The organism is Rhodococcus sp. Leaf278 (assembly GCF_001426085.1).
Lineage (GTDB): Bacteria > Actinomycetota > Actinomycetes > Mycobacteriales > Mycobacteriaceae > Rhodococcoides.
In genome coordinates, this window is record NZ_LMRR01000003.1 from 201,560 (window position 1) to 221,145 (window position 19,586).

19 protein-coding genes are annotated in these 19,586 nt (G+C 64.6%); 3 read left to right on the forward strand and 16 right to left on the reverse strand.

What is annotated here, in order from left to right; all coding sequences use genetic code 11:
* Positions 1-16: 16 nt before the first annotated feature.
* Complete coding sequence (locus ASG84_RS28100) at positions 17-478, reverse strand: PASTA domain-containing protein (protein WP_235581542.1); 462 nt, start codon at positions 476-478, stop codon at positions 17-19.
* 173 nt (positions 479-651) lie between these two features.
* On the opposite strand from ASG84_RS28100, the gene ASG84_RS05300 reads away from it, so the two are divergent.
* Positions 652-2,955 (forward strand): ATP-binding cassette domain-containing protein, encoded by a 2,304-nt coding sequence (locus ASG84_RS05300; RefSeq protein WP_235581543.1) that lies wholly within the window; start codon positions 652-654, stop codon positions 2,953-2,955.
* A 73-nt stretch (positions 2,956-3,028) separates the two neighbouring features.
* Entirely contained in the window at positions 3,029-3,952 is a 924-nt protein-coding gene (locus ASG84_RS05305) for an ABC transporter substrate-binding protein (protein ID WP_057475968.1), read from the forward strand.
* A gap of 1 nt (position 3,953) precedes the next feature.
* Here the strand turns inward: ASG84_RS05305 and ASG84_RS05310 are convergent, their stop codons facing one another.
* The 5 genes from ASG84_RS05310 to ASG84_RS05330 form a co-directional block, all read right to left on the reverse strand.
* The gene (locus tag ASG84_RS05310) at positions 3,954-4,463 is read right to left on the reverse strand and encodes an LpqN/LpqT family lipoprotein (RefSeq protein WP_057475969.1); all 510 of its coding nucleotides are present in this window, start codon (positions 4,461-4,463) and stop codon (positions 3,954-3,956) included.
* Positions 4,464-4,480: 17 nt separating this feature from the next.
* Positions 4,481-5,257 (reverse strand): hypothetical protein, encoded by a 777-nt coding sequence (locus tag ASG84_RS27725; RefSeq protein ID WP_162248316.1) that lies wholly within the window; start codon positions 5,255-5,257, stop codon positions 4,481-4,483.
* Between the two features lie 164 nt (positions 5,258-5,421).
* Positions 5,422-6,405 (reverse strand): hypothetical protein, encoded by a 984-nt coding sequence (locus ASG84_RS05320; protein WP_057475971.1) that lies wholly within the window; start codon positions 6,403-6,405, stop codon positions 5,422-5,424.
* Positions 6,402-6,701, reverse strand: a complete 300-nt coding sequence (locus ASG84_RS05325; protein WP_057475972.1) for a type VII secretion target — start codon at positions 6,699-6,701, stop codon at positions 6,402-6,404. The genes ASG84_RS05320 and ASG84_RS05325 overlap by 4 nt, the downstream gene beginning before the upstream one ends.
* Before the next feature lie 91 nt (positions 6,702-6,792).
* Positions 6,793-7,656 (reverse strand): hypothetical protein, encoded by an 864-nt coding sequence (locus ASG84_RS05330; protein ID WP_057475973.1) that lies wholly within the window; start codon positions 7,654-7,656, stop codon positions 6,793-6,795.
* A 131-nt stretch (positions 7,657-7,787) separates the two neighbouring features.
* Between ASG84_RS05330 and ASG84_RS05335 the strand changes: the two genes are divergently transcribed.
* Positions 7,788-8,906, forward strand: coding sequence for a YbfB/YjiJ family MFS transporter (locus ASG84_RS05335; RefSeq protein WP_057475974.1), 1,119 nt, complete (start codon positions 7,788-7,790; stop codon positions 8,904-8,906).
* Here ASG84_RS05335 and ASG84_RS05340 read toward each other — a convergent pair.
* From ASG84_RS05340 to ASG84_RS05385, 10 genes are read right to left on the reverse strand one after another with little or no spacing between them, the layout of a single operon-like run.
* Positions 8,816-10,015 (reverse strand): XdhC family protein, encoded by a 1,200-nt coding sequence (locus ASG84_RS05340; protein ID WP_082520803.1) that lies wholly within the window; start codon positions 10,013-10,015, stop codon positions 8,816-8,818. The two genes, ASG84_RS05335 and ASG84_RS05340, sit on opposite strands and share 91 nt — an antisense overlap.
* Before the next feature lie 7 nt (positions 10,016-10,022).
* On the reverse strand, positions 10,023-10,649 hold the full coding sequence (locus tag ASG84_RS05345; protein ID WP_057475975.1) for an SRPBCC family protein: 627 nt from the start codon (positions 10,647-10,649) through the stop codon (positions 10,023-10,025).
* Positions 10,646-11,149: a (2Fe-2S)-binding protein gene (locus ASG84_RS05350; RefSeq protein WP_057475976.1), complete on the reverse strand. Its 504-nt coding sequence runs from the start codon at positions 11,147-11,149 to the stop codon at positions 10,646-10,648. Before ASG84_RS05350 ends, ASG84_RS05345 begins: the two co-directional genes overlap by 4 nt.
* Positions 11,146-13,512: a xanthine dehydrogenase family protein molybdopterin-binding subunit gene (locus tag ASG84_RS05355; protein WP_057475977.1), complete on the reverse strand. Its 2,367-nt coding sequence runs from the start codon at positions 13,510-13,512 to the stop codon at positions 11,146-11,148. The genes ASG84_RS05350 and ASG84_RS05355 overlap by 4 nt, the downstream gene beginning before the upstream one ends.
* Positions 13,509-14,360, reverse strand: coding sequence for an FAD binding domain-containing protein (locus tag ASG84_RS05360; RefSeq protein WP_057475978.1), 852 nt, complete (start codon positions 14,358-14,360; stop codon positions 13,509-13,511). Before ASG84_RS05360 ends, ASG84_RS05355 begins: the two co-directional genes overlap by 4 nt.
* Entirely contained in the window at positions 14,360-15,790 is a 1,431-nt protein-coding gene (locus tag ASG84_RS05365; protein ID WP_235581544.1) for an MFS transporter, read from the reverse strand. The genes ASG84_RS05360 and ASG84_RS05365 overlap by 1 nt, the downstream gene beginning before the upstream one ends.
* Positions 15,787-17,046: an FAD-dependent monooxygenase gene (locus ASG84_RS05370; RefSeq protein ID WP_057475979.1), complete on the reverse strand. Its 1,260-nt coding sequence runs from the start codon at positions 17,044-17,046 to the stop codon at positions 15,787-15,789. The genes ASG84_RS05365 and ASG84_RS05370 overlap by 4 nt, the downstream gene beginning before the upstream one ends.
* Before the next feature lies 1 nt (position 17,047).
* Positions 17,048-18,079, reverse strand: a complete 1,032-nt coding sequence (locus ASG84_RS05375) for a hypothetical protein (RefSeq protein WP_057475980.1) — start codon at positions 18,077-18,079, stop codon at positions 17,048-17,050.
* Entirely contained in the window at positions 18,057-18,950 is an 894-nt protein-coding gene (locus ASG84_RS05380) for a carbon-nitrogen hydrolase family protein (RefSeq protein WP_057475981.1), read from the reverse strand. Before ASG84_RS05380 ends, ASG84_RS05375 begins: the two co-directional genes overlap by 23 nt.
* A complete protein-coding gene (locus tag ASG84_RS05385) occupies positions 18,947-19,579 on the reverse strand; it encodes a flavin reductase family protein (protein WP_057475982.1) in 633 nt (210 codons plus the stop codon). The genes ASG84_RS05380 and ASG84_RS05385 overlap by 4 nt, the downstream gene beginning before the upstream one ends.
* Positions 19,580-19,586 lie beyond the last annotated feature (7 nt).

Consider the following 19,586-nt stretch of genomic DNA (forward strand, 5'->3'; position numbering starts at 1 on the left):
ACCGACCTGAGCACCCTCAACAGTTGCTCGGCTCCCCGATCTTCACCGCGGACAGCAGTGCATCCCCCTCACCGATGAGCGTCCCAGCGGGTGGATCCTGTGCTACGACAATCCAGTTCGAGTCGTTGACCTGCATCCGACCCTCGCCCGACGCATCGGCGCTCCTGGAGTAGAAGACGCCGGCTGCCTGGATCGCGTTCTGCGCGGACTGCAAATTCATACACACGACCGCAGGCATCGAGACGAGGACGGGCTCCGGTGCGGGAGTCTCGGAGACGGCGCTGTCCGGTAGGACAATCCGTGGGACCGATGTCGGCGCGATCGGGGTCGTGGTCGTGGTCGCCTCCACGGTCACTGTCCGCACTTCGGTTCCAACTTCGGGTTCGGCGGAGTCCGTCGATCCGCAGCCCGCGAGGACGATGACGGGCAGAGCGAGCGCGATGACCGATCGCACACGGACACGACTACTACGCGTCATGAATACCTCTCGAGGACGACCGACAGCCTGATGCAACCGGCACCCCCGTGAGATCGTCAGACCGGTAAGTCTGTTACGACGATCGCTCTTCGAGCATTTCCGTACACCGTACGGTAGACTGCAGCGGCCCCGGACGAACCAGCGTCGGGGGCGGCGAAAGGCGACTCCGCGCAATGACTCCAGCCCAGCCGATGATGTCCACCCCTCCAGCGACACCTGCCCACGATCTGTCCACCATCATCGTTCGCGGCGCTCGCGAGAACAATCTCCGTAATGTCAGCCTCGACCTGCCCAAACGTTCGCTCGTCGTGTTCGCGGGCGTCTCCGGGTCCGGTAAGTCTTCCCTGGTGTTCGACACCATCGCCGCCGAAGCTCAGCGGCAGATCAATTCCACGTTCACTGCCTTCGCGCAGACGTTACTTCCGTCCTACGGTCGCCCCGACGCGGATCTGATCGCCAACCTGTCGGCCGTCGTCATCGTCGATCAGAAGCGACTCTTCGGCGGCCCGCGTTCGACGGTCGGCACGATCACCGACATCGGTGACTGGCTCCGCATGCTCTGGTCACGGGCCGTCACGCCATCGATCGGGTACGCCAACGCATTCTCGTTCAACGACCCCGTCGGCATGTGCCCCGAATGCGAGGGGCTCGGCGAAGCAAAGATCGTCGACCTGGGTGAACTAGTGGACGAGTCGAAGTCGTTGCGAGAGGGGCCGTTCAAGCACCCGGACTTCGAGGTCGGCAAATGGCCGTACCGAGTGTTCGCAGACTCGGGTCTGTTCGACCTGGACGTACCGATCGAGCAGTACTCGGCCCGCGAGCGCCACGTCTTCTTCGACGCCAAGCCCGGCGAGGTCGAGGTGATGAACCCCGATGCCGTGATGAAGAGCTACGAGGGCATCGTCTCTCGTTTCCGACGCAGCTACCTGGCGAAGGACGCCGATGCGCTCAAGGGCAAAGCGAAAATCGCATTCGAGCGCATCGTCACCCGAGGAACATGCGAGGCCTGCGGCGGCTCCCGCTACAACGAGACCGTCAGAGGCGCCACCCTCGAAGGACTCTCCCTGCCCGACGCGTTCGCCATGCAGGTATCCGAACTCGCCGATCGCATCGACGGCTGGCAGATCACGGGCCTGGGCACCTTCACGAACGAAATCGTCACGCAGCTGCGCAGACTCGTCGATCTCGGGCTGGGATACCTCAGCTTGAACCGCGCTACGTCGTCGCTCTCCGGCGGTGAATCGCAGCGCATCAAGATGGTCCGGCACCTGGGAGCCACACTCAACGACATGCTCTACGTCTTCGACGAGCCGACCACCGGGTTGCACCCCCGCGATGTGCACCGCCTCGACGACATGCTGCTCGCCCTGCGCGACAAGGGCAACACCGTCCTCGTCGTCGAGCACGACCCCGAGGTCATGGCCATCGCCGACCGCATCGTCGAGATCGGGCCCGGTGCCGGAAAGTCGGGCGGCACAGTCGTGTTCGAGGGAACCTACGACGAGCTGCGCAACGCCGACACCCGGACCGGTGCCGCACTGCGGCGCGAGAACATCGAATTGCGGACTCCCCGTAACCCTTCCGGTTGGCTCAGCATCACCGGAGCGCGCACCCACAATCTGCGCGACGTCAGCGTCGACGTTCCGCTGGGAGTGCTGACGGCCGTCACCGGGGTCGCCGGTTCCGGCAAGTCCTCGCTCATCCACGGACACCTCCGCGAGGCCGCTCCGGACGCCGTCATCATCGACCAGGCCCCCATCCGTGGCTCGCGCCGCTCGTCCCCCGCGACGTACACCGGACTACTCGACCCGATCCGCGCGTACTTCGCCAAGAAGACCGGGCAGCCGCCGTCGCTGTTCTCACCCAACTCCGACGGCGCATGCCCCGACTGCCAGGGCAGTGGGGTCATCTTCACCGACCTCGGTTTCACCGACCCCGTGACCAGCACGTGCGAGACGTGCCAGGGCAGGAGATTCCGGTCGGGCGCGATCCGGCACACCGTCGACGGCATCAGCATCGCCGACATCTTCGAGATGTCCGTCGAGGACGCTCAGGACTTCTTCGACGTCAAGAAGATCCGCGACATTCTGCGGCGCTGCCGGGACGTCGGACTCGGCTACCTCTCACTGGGCCAGAACCTCTCGTCGTTGTCCGGTGGCGAGCGCCAACGCCTCAAGCTCGCCACCGAGCTGGTCGGATCATCACCGGTGTTGGTACTCGACGAGCCGACGACCGGCCTGCATCCGTCGGACGTGTCGAATCTGATCGCGTTGTTGTCCGGGATGGTCGACGAGGGCAGATCGGTGATCGTCATAGAACACAACCTGGATGTCGTCGCCGCGGCCGATTGGGTCATCGACCTCGGCCCCGACGGCGGACACAACGGCGGCCTCATCACGTTCACCGGAACAGTAAACGGACTGCTCACCTCGGACACCCACACCGGGCGTTACCTGGCACGCAGCCTGAGACGGTGACCTGAGACCCGATAGTGTTGGCGCTCCAGGGACATCGGACACAGGAGTGGCAGTGCAGCGTCGATCGGCACGAATGATCTCAACAGGGTTCGCGGTCGTCGCGCTCGTTGCAGCCGGGTGCGGCAGCGCGACGACCGACGCACCGCCCGCCACCCCGTCCGCGGCGTCGAACGGGGAGTTTCCCAAGTCGATCGCGTCGGGCTCGGACGGCGGGACCATCACCCTCGACGCGATGCCCCGCACGATCGTCTCGCTCAGCCCGACGGCGACGGAGACCCTGTTCGCCGTCGGCGCGGGTGATCAGGTTGCGGCCGTCGATGATCAGTCGGACTATCCGGCCGATGCACCCAAGACCGGCCTGTCGGCATTCACGCCGAGCCTCGAAGCGATCGTCGCCTACGACCCCGATCTGGTGATCACCTCCACCGACCTCGGCATCGTGACCTCCACCCTGGCCGAGGCGGGGGTCCCGACGCTGTTGCTGCCGGCCGCGACGAGCCTCGACGACGCGTATTCGCAGATCGAACAAGTGGCCGACGCGACCGGTCACGACGCCGAAGGCGACGCGGTGGTCGCGCAGATGCGGGACCGGATCGACGCCGCCGTCGCGAGCGTGCCGACGCGCGCAGAGCCGCTGACGTACTTCCACGAACTCGACGACACGCTGTACACCGTGTCCAGCCAGAGCTTCGTCGGCCAGATCTACGGCCTGTTCGGTCTGCAGAGCATCGCCGACGGCTCCGATGCCGGCGACTACCCGCAGCTGTCCGCCGAGACGGTGATCACCACGGACCCGGACGTGGTGTTTCTCGCCGACGCCCAATGCTGCGGCGTGACAGCCCAATCCGTTGCAGCCAGACCAGGTTGGAGTTCGATGACCGCGGTGCGAGACGGCCGAATCTTCCCGATGGACGAGGACCTGTCGAGTCGATGGGGACCCCGCATCGCAGACCAGGTCGAGGCCGTCGCCGCCGTAGTGCAGCAGATTCCGGCGTGAGTCACTCGTACCCGATCCGCACCTCGTCCACGAATTCGTCTGCTACCCAACCCGATCGAGCCCTACTCGCGTCAGGCACGGTGACCGTCAGCTGCACGAGGTACTGATCGACGATGTGGTGGACGACCACGTAACGGGTCCTGGCGAAGAGCAGATGCCCATCCCACTCGTACCGACCGGCGATCGAGACCGACGGTAGTCCGCGCAGCGGGTCTCGGTCGTGGCTGACCTCGACCCAGCCCGGCAACGCCCGTGAGTCTCCGAACCCGGACTCCAGCAACACCATCGGATCCACCGATCGCGATAGCTTTCCTACCAGCGTCACGGCGTTCGGCACGAACCCATCGACGGCGTTCACCGGTGAACACAGCACCGCGGTGGCATGCGGGAACAGGTGCTCGGGAACCACGTCCCACCCCGGCAGCGCGGGTAGCTCGAGACCGAACCTGTTGCATTCACTGCGGTGTACGGCCACGAGCTCGACACCCTGCTGCTGCAAGAAGCTCTGCATCGACCGTTCCCGAGTAGTCACTGGACGTCCCGTCGACCCGACATCGACGCCGCTCGGTCTGCTTCGATGCGATCGAGGAACCGGGGCGGGCGAAGCAATTCCCGTGCGTCGTCGTGAGCGAGCTGTTCGCGCGCCCATGGATTGTCGCGACACCATTGCAACAGAGCAAGCAACGCGTTGGGCTCGACCTTCTTCTCGCACACCATCAGCGTCAGTTCCTGATCCAATTCACTGTCGACTTCGCGATACACAACGCGGACAGTGGGGTACTGATGCGGATGGGGCACCGCCGGATTCGGATGTGTCTGCGGCTGCAGGCCGACAATCCCGTCCCACGGAACAACTGTGACATCGCTCGTCACCTTCCATACCCGACGTCGATAGATCTCCTGCACTATGCCGTCGGGATGCAGTGAAATTCTCGTCCGGTTGACGATGACGAATCCCAGAATGAACCACAGAAGGCCCACCGGGGCTCCGACGAGCGTCGAGATCTCCGCCCTGAACTGACGACGTCCAGGTTCGTCGTCCCTCCAATAGAAGTATGAAAAGCCGAGCAGAACCGCGAAGGCGAAGATGAAGCTCCGGATCAGGAAGTCTCCGCGCCCGGGCACGGACAAACCACGTCCCGCCGCAGCCACCTCGATCGGTCGCACGAAACGCGACAGCCGCGCAGACCCTACGCCGGACATCACCACAGACTGTCCGAGTGCCACGATCACCAGAAACGCGAGCCACAACACGCCCATGAGCACATCCGGGGTAAGGGGCTCGAACAGAAGGACGAGGGTCACAAGAATCGCTACGGATGCCCCAGCGAGACCGACGAACGCTGTGAGCCACCCAACATGCACACTGCGACAGGTTCGCACCCACAATGGTTTCTGCTGCCCTGCAGTGCTTTTACGCAGCGAACAGACGGCTTGCTTCGAGATGGCGCGGTTGTCTTCGTCTCGGCTCATTTCCACTTCGCCTCGAACAGCTTGGACACGCCGTAATTGACGGCACCTCCGAGAGCAATACCGATCGCCGCGCCGGCCACCGTGCCGGGTCCCGGAACGATCGAACCCGCCACGCTGCCGATGGCACCGAACACCCATGTCGTGGCGGCCCCCGCAGCGATGGGTGCTGCCTCGACGATGACGGCCTTGGCCGGGTCCATCCCGTCATCGATATTGCCGGCGATTCCGGGGATCGCTCCGGCCACGGCACCGAACGCTCCCAATCCCCGACCGATGTTCCTGGCAACGTCGTCCACAGAATCGACACCCGGCAACTCGAGTGCTCGACTCGTCACGTCGGCCATGCCTCCGATCACTGTCGACGCTATGGTCGTCGGCCAGTCGGGCATCCATGAGAACGATCCGTCGGGGTTCTCGACGAATTTCCCGGTCGGACTGGTGAGCGCCAGCTCGGTCAACAGCTTCGTGGGTCCGGCCAACTGCTCGGCAGCGTCGAGCGCAGCCTCCTCGGCCTGTTTCAGAGCACCCTGAATGTCCCGGGTCAACTGCGCTGCAGCAGAGCGTAGTTCGTCGGCCTGTCGCACCTTTTCCTCGCCCAGGCTGTCCGGTATCAGCGCAATCATCCCGTCGGGGTTGACCACACCGTCACTTGCGACGGCAAACCCACTGACCGTCGCTGCCGACACCTGCGCCTGCAGATGCGCCTTCGCGGCGTCGACCATTCCTGCTGCGGTCTCGAATGCCGCACCGAGCGAATCGATCTCACCGCACACCGAGCTCATCCGGGAGCATTCGGTCACCACGCGTTCGGCCGCTGCGACTGCTGCGTCGCCGGTCCACGTCTCGGCCAGCACGTCCTGCTCCTCCAGCACTCCGGTGCGCTGGCCGTTGACACGCTCGACGATCTCGGCCAGTTCGATCATCGTCTTGCGCATCGACTCCGGCTCCCAGCCCGCGACGTGCGGCACGGTCGGGGTCACTTCGGCTGGTCCATCGCAGCGAGGCGGCGGGCGAGTTCGTCGTCGGCGATCTCGTAGTTCTGTGCGACACCACGAGCGATGTCCGCGACGCATTCGGCCCGGCCGGCCAGTGCTGCAACAGCTCCCGCCGCCGCAGCGGCGGCTGCCGCACATGCTGCGCCGAAGTCTGTGCCCTGCAGCGCATTCTCGGATTTGCGGAACGGGTCGAGGGCATCCAACTCGGCAATAGCCTCCCCCGTTCCCCTCAGCACAGTCGAGAACTGCCGCAGGATCACTGGATCCACATTCACTGTCATGACGCTCCCCCGAGTCGTACCGAATCGACGCCCGGTCGATCGACGTCATCGGGTTTGACGCAGCGAGCCCGTGATCGGTTCCGTGCCGAAGCTAGGACCGCGACAGTTCCAGTCGCTCCCGAAGCGGTGGTGGCACCAGCAGGTCTGGTGAGTCGTAGCCGGTCATGCGAATCCGATTGACCGGGCCGTCCGTGCACCACTTCATCAATGCCAGAACGGCATTCGGCTCGGCGGCGAGCAAATGGATGCGAATCGCCATCCGGTCCGGTTGATCGAGCCGGTCGCGAGGACGTTCGATGCCGAGCCCAGCGGCCCGGATGTACAGAACGGGCTCGGTGAATCCACTCCCCCGCTTCTCTGACGTTCGGTACGTCGAGGCCTCGTACTGCTCCACATCGTCCCAGCGCACGAGGATGTCGTGAGTGCGCGGAAAGAAGAACATGCACGACCGTCTGCGTCTGACAAATCCATCCGCGAACAAACGCAGTTCGACGCTGCTGCGGAAGCCGAGCGTCGCCACCAGTACAACGATGGCAATTCCAGCAATCGGTATACCGGCCGCGCCGAACACGTCACTCTTCGACAGGGCGACCCCCATTCCTGACACCAAGATGGACGCGACCGTGATCAACCAGAGCTTGGCGGTCCGGGGCGGAATGGAGACGCCGCCACCGAGCACGTGGTCCTCGACGCGCCGAACGAATCGGACGGGGATTCCCCATCGAATCACGTTGTCGTTGATGCCGATCCAGACAAAGGCCATGAAGGCAAGTAGAGCGATCGATCCGATCGTGTACCCATTGTCGCTTCCGTGCACCTCGAGCCGTCCGCGATAGATCGCAATGGCTACCACCGCGACAATCGCGATGACGGCCTGCCACAGTCGGCTTAACGTGTTCGGCCAGTACGGCGCCCAGATAGGTCGTTCTGCGTCGGTGTACTTCGTCTCACTCATGCGTCCCCCCCACAGTCGGTATCAGGTGTTGGACGCACCGGTGGTGCGATCGGTTCCCTCCGGTCCGATTCCGGCGACGCGAATGCGACGAGTACCGTTGGCGCGGCTAATGACTTAGGAGGGTAACCGCAATGAACGGCCGTCGACTATCGTTCGCTGCCGCGGCCGGACTCGCGGCCGCGATGGGCGTCGGGCGATTCGTGTTCACGCCGCTGCTACCGATCATGGTCGATGCCGCGGAGGTGACCCCGAGCAGCGGTGCCGTCATCGCAACCGCGAACTACGCCGGCTACCTCGTCGGCGCGATCGTGTTGTCGGTGCGCCCGTCGATCAACACGACGGCGTCGTTCAGGCTGTGGACGCTCGTGCTCATCGCCAGCGAATTGGCCATGGCAGCAGTACATTCCACCGCAGCATTCTCGGCACTGAGGTTCCTGGCCGGCCTGGCCAGTGCCGCGGTGTTCATCGCCTGCGCGAGCACCGTGACCGAGCACAGGGTCGACGGTGCGTCACCCGGCATCGCGTTCGGCGGCGTCGGTGCAGGTATCGCAGCGTCGGGCATACTCACGTTGCTCGTCGGGCCGCATCTGTCGTGGCAGGCACTGTGGCTGTGCTCGGCGATACTGACTGCGGTGCTCGTCGCCCCGGCGTGGACGCTTCGGGTGCACCCCGAACCTGCAGGGCGGTCCGAGGCAGGCGAGGTGAACGTCCGGACCCGGGCAGTGTGGCAGACATTGCTCGTCGCGTACTTCCTCGAGGGCCTCGGCTACATCATCGTCGGCACGTTTCTCGTCGCGGCGGTCGGTGGCCACGGCAGCACGTCGGTGGGTCCGGTGGTGTGGATCGTCGTCGGATTCGCCGCGGTACCGGCCACTGTGCTGTGGCAGGGCGTGGCCCGCAGAACCAGCCTGCGCAGCGCTCTGGTGGCCGCGTTCGCCTTACAGTCCGTCGCCGCAGTGCTGCCGGCCCTGACCGACAACACCATCGCGGCGGTATTTTCGGCACTGCTGTTCGGCGGAACGTTCATGGGCATCACGATGCTGACGATGACCACCGCGCAGACTCTTCCCGTCGGCCGTACCGCGGCGACGTTGACTGCGGTCTACGGCGTCGGACAGGTGGTGGGTCCACTGATTGTGGCATCCGCGATCGGCGACTCCTACTCGATCGCCTTCGCAATCGCGACCGGCGTGCTGATACTCGGAACTGCGGGCGCAGTGCGCGTATCGCAGTTGACCTCGCCACTCTGAGCCCCGCTGCCGCGGTCCGTTCTGCCGTGCAACGGACCGGTGCCGTCACGCAAACGCCCGCCGGATCGTCCATTGGACACCGCAACCATTTCGGCGACGATCGACAGTGCAGTCTCCCCGGGGGTGTGTCCGCCGATGTCGAGACCGACAGGCGACGACAACCGCGCGAGCGAGTCCTCTCCGACCCCTCTGTCCACAAGACGTTCACGTCGGTCCTCGTGCGTTCGACGGCTGCCCAGCACGCCGATGTAGCCGGCGGGGGTGCGCACTGCGACGTCGAGCAACGGGACATCGAACTTCGCATCGTGCGTGAGCACGCACAGGGCGGTGGTGCTGTCGATCAGACCCCTGTCCCACTGGGACGTCAGGTACTCGTGCGGCCAGGCAACCACCACCTCGTCGGCGTGTGGAAAGCGCTCCGCCGTGGCGAATATCGGCCGAGCATCACACACCACGGTGCGGTACCCCACGATGGTTGCTGCGTGAGCTACGGCGTCGGCCAAGTCCAGTGCGCCGAAGACGATCAGCAGCGGCGGGGCCGGAAACGATCGTACGAAGACCTCGATGACACCGTCGTCTACTTCGATTTCCCGCAGTCCACTTGCGCCGTGCGCCAACATGACCCGAGCGACACCTGCAGCTCCGGCATCGAGCGTCGGGTTGCCGATGGAGCCGGACGAGTCGTCGGCACTCACCACGAGGTGCCCAGCCGCGGCACCGGAGGCGACGGTCACCTCGGCAACCGGCGATCGCGATGTGATTCGGGCCAAGAGCTTTTCATAGTGCGGGCGGGTGTCCCGATCGACTCGGTCGACCACAACGTCGACCGTCCCGCCGCACGTGAGACCGATGACGAACGGGTCGTCGGCCGCAACGCCGAACCTCAGGCGGTCGACGAGTCCACCCTCCGCCGCCGCCATTGCAGCGTCGAACACTGCACCTTCGACGCATCCGCCGGATACGCCGCCGAGAGCGGTACCACCGGCGTCGACGGCCATGACGGCACCGACGTCGCGGACCGCGCTGCCAGAGGTGGCCACCACAGTGGCCACACCGAACGGTCGTCCGTCGATGAACCAATCGTGCAGTGTGGCAGCAAAGTCGAGCATCGTGGACCTACCGACGCCCGAAGGCTCTGGACACCAGCCAGCCCTCGACCATTCCAGCGAGAAAGATCCCCGCGACCGGCGCATACTTGCGCATCGGGTCCGGAAGCAGAGACATCGCGTTCAGTTCGCCGCCCATCGGGCTCGCAACAGCTGTTCTCGCAGCTGCCGGCGCGGTGGGATCGGCCGTGGTCGAACCGCTCAGCAGCGCACCGAGATTGACAGCGAACTGCTGCAGCACCTTGTTCGAGACCGCGACGATCGCGCCCTTGCCGAACGAGACAATCTTGCCGCTGATCACCAGGTCCGTGTTCAAGGTCAACCGCGAACGGTCGCCTATCGCCTCGACCGCAAGATCGACCTGGGCCTCGGCATCGCCGTTACCGTGCGAGTCCGCGCCCTTGGCTTCGAGGGTGAGCGTGCGGGTCTCGGCGTCGACCTCGAGGAACCGAATCGTGCCGGCGTAAGCCGCGCTGATCGGCCCGACCTTGACCTTGACTCCACCGAGGAACGTCTCACCGTCCTTGCCGGTGATAGCGGCCCCGGGTACACAGGTCGCCACTTTCTCGACGTCGTTGATCAGCCTGAAGACGTCGTCCGCGGACGCGTCGATGTCGAGGGTATTGGTCAGTATCACTGGGAAACTCCTTTCGCGCAGCCGACGCAGCGACGCTGTTCGGCGCACGAGTCGATGGCCTCGACGATGGTCTGGTATCCGGTGCAGCGGCAATAGTTCGAGGCCACCACTTCGCGGATCTGCTCCTTGGTGGCATCGGGATTGTCGGCGAGGTATCCCTCGGCCAGCATCAGAAACCCTGGCGTGCAGAATCCGCACTGCAGTCCGTGGTGGTCTGCGAACGCCCGTTGCAGATCGTTCAATTCGCCGTCGGTGCCGAGTGATTCGACGGTCCGAATCTCCGAGTTCTCCACCTGCGCGGCAAACGTCAAGCAGGCACGCGCCGGCTTACCGTCGATCAGGACAGTGCAGGCCCCGCACACGCCGTGCTCGCAACCCACATGGGTTCCGGTCAATTGCAGGTCGTGGCGTAATACGTCGACCAGGGTGCGGCGTGGTTCGCTGATCACTTCGTGCTCGGTACCGTTGACGGTCAGTTCGATCAGTTGCTTGTTGCTCATGGCTTTCCCTTCGCCAGTGCCGCTTGTACTGCGACGGGAGTGATGGGCGTGTCGTTCAGTTCCACTCCGGTGGAACGCAATCCGTCGTTGACTGCATTGAGCACCGCGGCCGGTGCACCGATGGTTCCACCCTCACCGGCCCCTTTGGCACCGGATTCGGTGAACAGGCAGGGAGTCTCGAGGTGATGGATCTCGATATCGGGGATCTCGCACGCGGTGGGTACCTTGTAGTCGATGAAGCTGGCACACAACGGGTTTCCGTGGTCGTCGTACGACACCTCCTCGAACAACGCGCCCGCGATCCCCTGGGCGATCCCGCCGCGGCACTGGCCCTCGACAATCTTCGGATTGATCGCGACCCCGCAATCCTCGACACACACGTACTTCAGGATCTCCACTTGCCCGGTGCCCTCGTGCAATTCGACGACGACGCCGTGGGTGGCGTTGGAGAAGGTGCCGTCGTTGAACACGTCGAAACTCGCCGTCGCGGACAATCCCGGCTCGACCCCCTTGGGCAGCAACTGTGCCTTCAGATACGCGACGTCGGCGATGTCCCGGTAGGTGACGTACTTCGAGTGGTCGTCGCGCTGGCGAACGCGACCCGAGGCCAGCTCGACGTTGTCGTCGCGGGTCTCCATCAAGTGCGCTGCGACTTCACACAGTTTGTCTCCCAGCTTGTTCGACGCCAACGCCACCGCGCTGCCGCCGATGGTGATGGAGCGAGACGCAAACGATCCGAATCCGTACGTGATCCGGTCGGTGTCGCCCTGCACGATCTTCACCTGTTCGACGCCGATGCCGAGTCGATCTGCGACGATCTGCGCCATGGTGGTCTCGTGACTCTGCCCGTGGCTCATCGTTCCGGTGGTCACGACGACGGTTCCGGAGGTGTCCATCCTGACCTCCGAGATGTCGAATCCCGGGACCACGTTCATCTTGCGGGCCGCAAAGGCGCTGCTGCCGTAGCCCGTCCGCTCGCTGAAGCACGAATACCCGATGCCGATGTGTCGGCCGGAGGCAGTAGCCCGATCCTGAAGGTCGTACCAACCGCCGTCCCGCAGCGTCTGCTCGCACAGGTTCAGAGCCTCGAGGTACGAGCCGGGGTCGTAGGTGATGTTGTTGACGCCGGTGTACGGGAAGGCAGTGATGACGTTGCGGCGCCGGATCTCCACTGCATCGAGGGCCAGTTCGCGGGCTGCGCGCTCGAACAATCTTTCCATCACCATGACGTACTGCGGGCGTGACACCCCTCGGTACGGCGCGGTCGGAGCCTTATTGCTGAACACCGATCGTCCACGTACCCGGTACGCCGGAACCTGGTACACCCCCGGCATTTCCGCCGATGCCATCAGGGGCTCTATACCCGCGGTGAACGGGTAGCAGGAGTATGCGCCCATGTCGCACACGACATCCGCGTCGAGGCCCAGTATGTGTCCCTCGGAGTCGAAGGCGGCCCGCACGTCGTACTGCTGCTCGCGCGCCAGGAACGAGGCCGTCAGCGCGTCCTTGCGGTCCTCGATCCACTTGACCGGACGGCCGAGTTTCAGGGCAGCCGCAGCAACCGCGATCTCCTCGCGGCCAACGACGCACTTCTGCCCGAACCCGCCGCCCATATCAGGCACGACGACTCGTACCTGACGTTCGTCCAGACCGAGGCACTGCGCGGTGACGGTACGCACCTGGTGCGGGACCTGCGTGCAGATGTGGATGATCAACTGCTCGTCGCGGTCGTCCCAGTACGCGATGCATCCGCGGGTCTCGAGGGGCAGTGCGTTCTGACGTCCGGTTCTGGACTGCACGGACACCACGGTGTGCGCGTCGTCGAATATCTCGTCGATGCCGTCTGTCGCAAACATCTGCACGTCGACGACGGTGTTGTTCGGAACCGAATCGTGAACCAGAGGAACGCCTTCGCACATTGCCTGATCTGCGGAAGTGACGGCCGTGACGGTCCGGTACGACACTCGTGCCGCTTCGAGCCCGTCCTCGACGCTGTAGGCATCGGCGGCGACGACGATGGCCAGCGGCTCACCGACGTAGCGCACGACGTCGTGCGCCAGCACCGGCATGTCGGTGGGCACGAATTCGCTCAGCGGACGGGACAATTCGGCGCGGATCGGCCGCAGGCTCAGGTCCCCCGCGGTGAAGACACTGCGCACTCCCTCGACTGCGGCGACACCACCGACGTCGAGTGCGGTGATCGCTCCGGCCGCGACGGTGCTGCGGACGAACTGAGCGTGCAACATTCCCGGCATCGCGATGTCGTCGACGAATCTGCCGCGGCCGGCGAGCAACCGCGGATCTTCCCGGCGCGCGACCGAGGTGCCGACGAATTTCGGCGTGAGAACCTGATCGACGCTCACGTGGGCACCCCCTGCGATACCAGTGCGTCGCTGCAGGCTTCGGCGACCAACGTGCGCACCAGGGTGCGGCGGTACTCGGCGGTGAACATGCCCTCGTCCTCCAGTTCCAGTGTTTCGGTTGCGGCGTCCGCGCAGTCGGCGAACGTTCCACCCCCGGCCAGCGCGGCCTCTGCTGCCGGCGATCGCATCGGGGTCGCGCCGACCCCGGCGAGGGCGACGCGTCCACCGACCACGGCCACGCCGTCGAGATCGAGAGACACTGCTGCGCCCACGATCGCGAAATCCCCCTGCCGCTCGGCATATTCGGTGACTGCGGCATGCGGGGCCGGGTTCGGGAACACGATCTCCACGATCATCTCGTCGAACGCGAGATCGGTGGAGTAGTACCCGAAGAAGAACGAATCTGCGTCGACGGTTCGCCGCCCCCGCACGCTCTCGACAACGATACGGGCGTCCAGCAGGATGGCGAGCAAGCACCATTCGGCGGTGGCGTCCGCGTGGGCGATGCTGCCCCCGACGGTGCCGCGGGTACGGATCGGGTAGTGCCCCACCCACCGCATGGCATCACGCAGAACCGCGAAGTCCGTTCCCACATCGCCGGATTCGACGTCGTGGTGGGTGGTGAGCGCTCCGATGTGCAGGCCGTCGGATTCTCGGCGAATGTAGCTCAGAGCATTCAACCCACCCACGTCGACCAGGTGCCCGGGCCGAGCGAGACGGAAGTTCATCATGGCGACCAGTGACTGGCCTCCGGCGATGATCTTCGCGTCCTCGCCCAGCTCGGCCAGCAGACGCACTGCACCCGAGACATCGCGCGCCCGGTGGTAGTCGAACTGTGCGGGCTTCATCAGACCCGAGCCTCGCCTGCGACTACCTCGGTGGGTTCGTCGACCAGGGTGTCGAGTTCGCGCCCCTTGGTCTCGGGTGCGAAGTAGGCCATCCAGATCACCGCGAACAACACGAACGCGGTGACGATGCCGAAGGTCAACGGCAGGCCCAGGATCGGCCACATGACGGAGCCGAAGAGCAGTGGCGCAAAGCCCGTAGCCACCCGACTGACCGAGGACGCGTAGCCGAATCCCGAGGCCCGGATGTTGGTGGGATACAGCTCGGAGACGTAGCAGTACAGCACCGGGATGGTCAGCTGGATGACGAACCCGAAGATGCCGAGCCAGATCAGCGCCGCAGACTGGATGTCGAGCATGACGGCGAACATGACCAGGGCACTGCCGGCGATCGGGCCGGACAGTCCGATTACCCATTTGCGGCCGAAGATCTCGACGATGAACGCGGAGGTGAGCACTCCGACGATACCGACGCCGGTCATGAGCGTCGTACCGGCGAACGCTGCGAATTCTCCGTAGCCCTCGGCGCGGAGGATGGACGGCATCCAGCTCAGTGCTGCGTAGTACAGCAGCATGATGGACACGAACAGCATCCACGCTGCAGCGGTGATGCGTGGACTGTAGCGCCACACCGATTTCAGCTGTGTCAGAGCCGCTTTCATTCCGCCGGGTCCCTTGGGGGCCGTATCGGCGACGATGACGTAGTCGACGGCGTCGGATCCGGTACGGGTCACCATGTCGTCGATGACGGCGCGGGCCTCGTCTTCTCGACCGACCTTGGCGAGGTAGATGGGTGATTCCGGAATGCCGCGCCGGACCCAGAACAGCAGCAGCGCAGGCAGAACCATGAACAGCAGCATGTAGCGCCAGCGAACGTCACCATCGATCGGGACGAGCAGTGTTGCGACGACACCGCAGATGGTGGCACCGATCGGCCACCAGACGTCCATCGCCGACAAGATCTTGCCGCGAATGCGACGTGGCGAGAATTCGCTGACCAACGCGTAGTCCACCGGGATGCAGCCGCCGAGGCCGAACCCTGCGAGGAACCGCAGCACGATGAAGATCTCGAAGCTGGGCGCGAAAGCACCGAGGACCGAGAACAGCGCAAAGATCAACAGCGTCAACGAGAATGCGCGCTTTCGACCGACGCGGTCGGCGATCGTGCCCCACACGACGGCTCCGACGGCCATGCCGATCAGGTTGCCGGTGGCGACGAGACCGCGCTCGGCTTGGGAGAGATCCCAGTAACTTCCGAGCAGCGGCGTCAAGAAGCCGTTCAGCGCCACGTCCCAGGCATCGAACATGTAACCCAGCCCGCCGATGATGAAGATCTTGCCCTGCACACCCCATTTCCAGGGGAGTTCCTGTACTACCTGATCACCAGTCTTCATCGCAGCCTCCGGCGCGGTGTTGTGGTCCGAGGTCGTCATCGGACGAACGAGTAATGGAATTTCTCGTCGTCGCTGTCGTCGAGCGGTGTACCGCTCCACAGCCAGTCGTACGAGATGTCGGACTCCCCATCGAACGACGCCAGTGTCGCGTCCCGCTTCTGCTGCTCGGGTCCATCGGGTATGTGGTAGAAGGTTTTGTTCTGCAGGCTCGCGTCCTGCACCATCCGTGCGTGCCGGGCTCGACGAAATACGTAGCGCGCCAACGCGTCGTCGATTCCGCTCGCGGTCACCTTCGCGAGTTCCTCCGCGAGCACGGCTGCGTCCTCCATGGCCTGCGAAGCGCCCTGCGCCTGGTACGGCAGCATGGCGTGGCAGGCATCGCCCAGCAATGCAACGCGGCCGTCGGTCCACCGCGGGTCGGGCCTGCGGTAGTAGAGCGCCTGGCACAGTACGTTCTCGTCGGCCTTGGACAGCATCGCGTGGGCGCGGTCGTCCCAGTCCGGGAACGTCGCCATCAGTTCCTCGGGCCCGACGAGCCGTGGTCCACCGTCGCGAACCTCGTCGGTACACGGTGCCAGCGCAACGACATTGAGGTATTCACCGTTACGGATCATGTAATGCACCAGGTGTCGGTCGGGTCCGTACCAGATGGTGCTCTGGTATCGGTCGACGAGCCAGCGGGTAGCCGGGTCCTTGACGATGCGATCGCCCGGAATCAAAGCGCGGTAGGCCATTTCACCGGAGAACACCAGCGTATCGGGTAGGCCGATGAGATCGCGCACAGTCGACCGAATACCGTCGGCTCCGATGAGCAGATCCGACTCGTAGCGTTGTCCGGTTCCGGTGACCGCGACAGGCCGCATCGGGTCGGTGCGGTCGACCTCGACGACCTTCGCGTCGGTCTCGAACACCACCATCGGGCCCGGACCATCGGGGTCGAGGCACTGCGCATGAATGGCCGAATGCAGATCCGCGCGGTGGTAGTGCCAGTACGGCGCGTTGAACGTCTTCTTGCAGTACTCGCCGAGGGCGGTGAGCGCGATGACCTTGCCGTTCTCCCACCGCCTGCGCACCTGATCCATCGGCTCGGTCTTGATCGCTTCGAGCGTGTCCCGCATCCCGAGGGCGATGAGGATCCGGCTTGCATTGGGAGCAGTCTGAATTCCTGCACCGACCTCGCCCAGTTCGGCTGCGGCTTCGAGCACCGTCACCTGAATACCTCTGTGCCGCAACGAGAGCGCCGCGGTCAACCCGCCCAGACCGCCGCCCGCGATGACTACTTCGATCGGTGCCATGTCAGTTCTCCACCAATCGGCCTTCGGTGACGACATCGATGCCGTCGATGGATACGGTGCAGGCGCGCATTCCGATGTCGAGGTGTGCGTAGGAGTCTCGGCCGAGGACGGGGTGCGGGCCGGTGGACCACAGGAAGCTGCCGGCGAACGCGCGGGCGTCCATGCCCATGATGTCGTCCTTGCCGTACATCGCGGCCGCGAACCAGTCGCCGGTCTTCATCAATCCCCAGCCCATGTGGGACAGGTAGCGCGCCCACTTGTCGTTGGAGTCGGCGAAGAACATGTTGAGCAGTGCTGCTTCACCGCCGCCGGTCACCTCGTCGATGTGGCCGTTGGTAACCGTCAGCGTGGTTTCGTCCCGGACGTATTCCTTGAACGGCAACAAGATATCGCCTTCGGACAGCACGATCTTGCCATTCGAGATCTCCGGCCAACACAGCACCATGGTGGACGGCCAGTGATCCCAGCGTCCCTTGTCGTCGGCGAAGCCCACCTGGAACTCGGGCTGCGAATTGCTCAGTTGCACGGTGAGATCGGTGCCGGCCTCGTTGGTGATGCGCATGGTCGAACCGTTGCGGATCAGATCGACGCCTGCCTGGACCCGTTCCTTGTCTCCGTCCTGCGGCATGTTCCTGATGAGCACGTCCGGGGCGTCGCACACGAAGATGATGCGCGTTCCGGCGGCCAGGATCTCCTGCTGGATGGGGGCGTGGATGAAGCCCTCGCTGGTCAGATCGACCACAAGATCGGCTCCCTTGAGCAGGTCTTGAGCGACCGAACTGTTCATGACCGACACCAGACCGGGCCCCGCACCGGTGTGGGTGCTCGGCATCGGTGCCGGACTGCCGCCGGGAACGGTGGCCGAGAGTACCTGTGCGCCCAGACTCTGAGCCGCCCCGAACGCAGCCGAGACGTAATCCCCGCGGCTCGACGGCTCCGCGAGTATCACCACCTGCTCTCCTGGCTGTACTTTGCACAGCTCGAGCTGACGGGTGAACGCGCGCAGGAGATCAGCTGATCGCAGATCGAACATCTCGGTTCCTCTCGTGAGGGTTCTCGGTTGAATCGTTGTCGGTGATTCCGCCCAGGCGGGCAAGGTCTTTCAGATAAGGCACTTCGTCACGTGCATCGAGCAACTCGCGGCGAGTCACCGTTGCCGATACCGATCCGACGCTCTCGTCCATCTCGACGATGGTGCGCCCCTGCGGTCCGACGATGACGCTGTGGCCCGCGAACCGTGGGCCGTCGCCGGTCTGTCCGGTGAGTCCGGCGGCCGCGACGACGACGCCGTTCTCGAGTGCGCGGGAGCGGGTGAGCAGCTTCCACACGTGCAAACGGACGTGTCCGAAGGCCGACGGTACGGCGATCACATCGGCTCCTCGCTGGACGAGATCGCGGACCGTCTCGGGGAACCCTGCCTCGTAGCAGATCACGACGCCGATGGTTCCGAACGGTGTGCTCACCAGCAGACCGCTCTCCGCTGCGGGAGTGAACACCGATTTCTCTCGGTCCCACAGAAACCGCTTGTGGCCCAACGCGATCAGACCGTCCGGCCCTACCACGAGCGAGCTGTCGAAGATGACTCCGTCGGCATCACGAAACACGATGGCCGTCACCAGAACCGTATCGGTCTCGGCGGCGAGCGCTCCGAGCGCGGTCGACGTTCGACCGGGAACCGACTCGGCCATCGTCTCGATACTGTCGAGATCGTAACCACTGGCGAACAATTCGGGTAGAACGATCACCTTCGATCCGCCCGCGGCGAGAGCCTGCACCTCCGAGCGCACCGCGTCGATGTTCTGCTGCCACGCTCCGACCCGCGAACCGGTCTGCACCACAGCGATGTCGAAGGTATCGACAACCGACTCGGTGTCGACATCGCGCAGACGGGCCGAGGCGGTCACTGCGCCACCCGATTCATGTCGGTGGTGTAGAACGGGCCCGCCAGTCTGCCGAGGAAACGGTGTTCGAGAGTATCGACGTGCAGGTCGGCGGTGAGCAGGCCAGGCCTGCTGGTCACCGCCGTCACGGTCCCCAACACCAGGGTGTCCGTGCCGAGTGCAATTTCCTGCATCGTGCGGCATTCGAGAGACACCAGGGATTCGAGCACCGACGGGGCCGCGACCGACACAGACGGCACTGCGGTCATGTGCGAGAGCTCGAACTCGTCGACATCGGCGTCGACGGTGGCGAAGCTCGCGGTCACTGCATCCACGGTGTCCGCCGACGGAATGTTGACGACGAATTCGCCGGTGTTGCGGATGTTGACCAGTGTGTCCTTGAACTCTCCGGGGAAACCGATGCGTTCACCGATGGAGATCATCAGCGTCGCCGGGTTCCGCGACGCAACATTGAAGAAGCTGAACGGAGCCAGGTTACGGACGCCGTCGCCGGAGACGGTCGAGATCCAGGCGATCGGACGAGGCTGCACCGCGCAGGACAGCAGTTTGTACACATCCCCCGGCGACATCGAATCGATGTCGTGGCGGGTGCGATCCGTGAGCTCCAGAGAGTCGCCTACCTGGGAAGTCATCGAAACG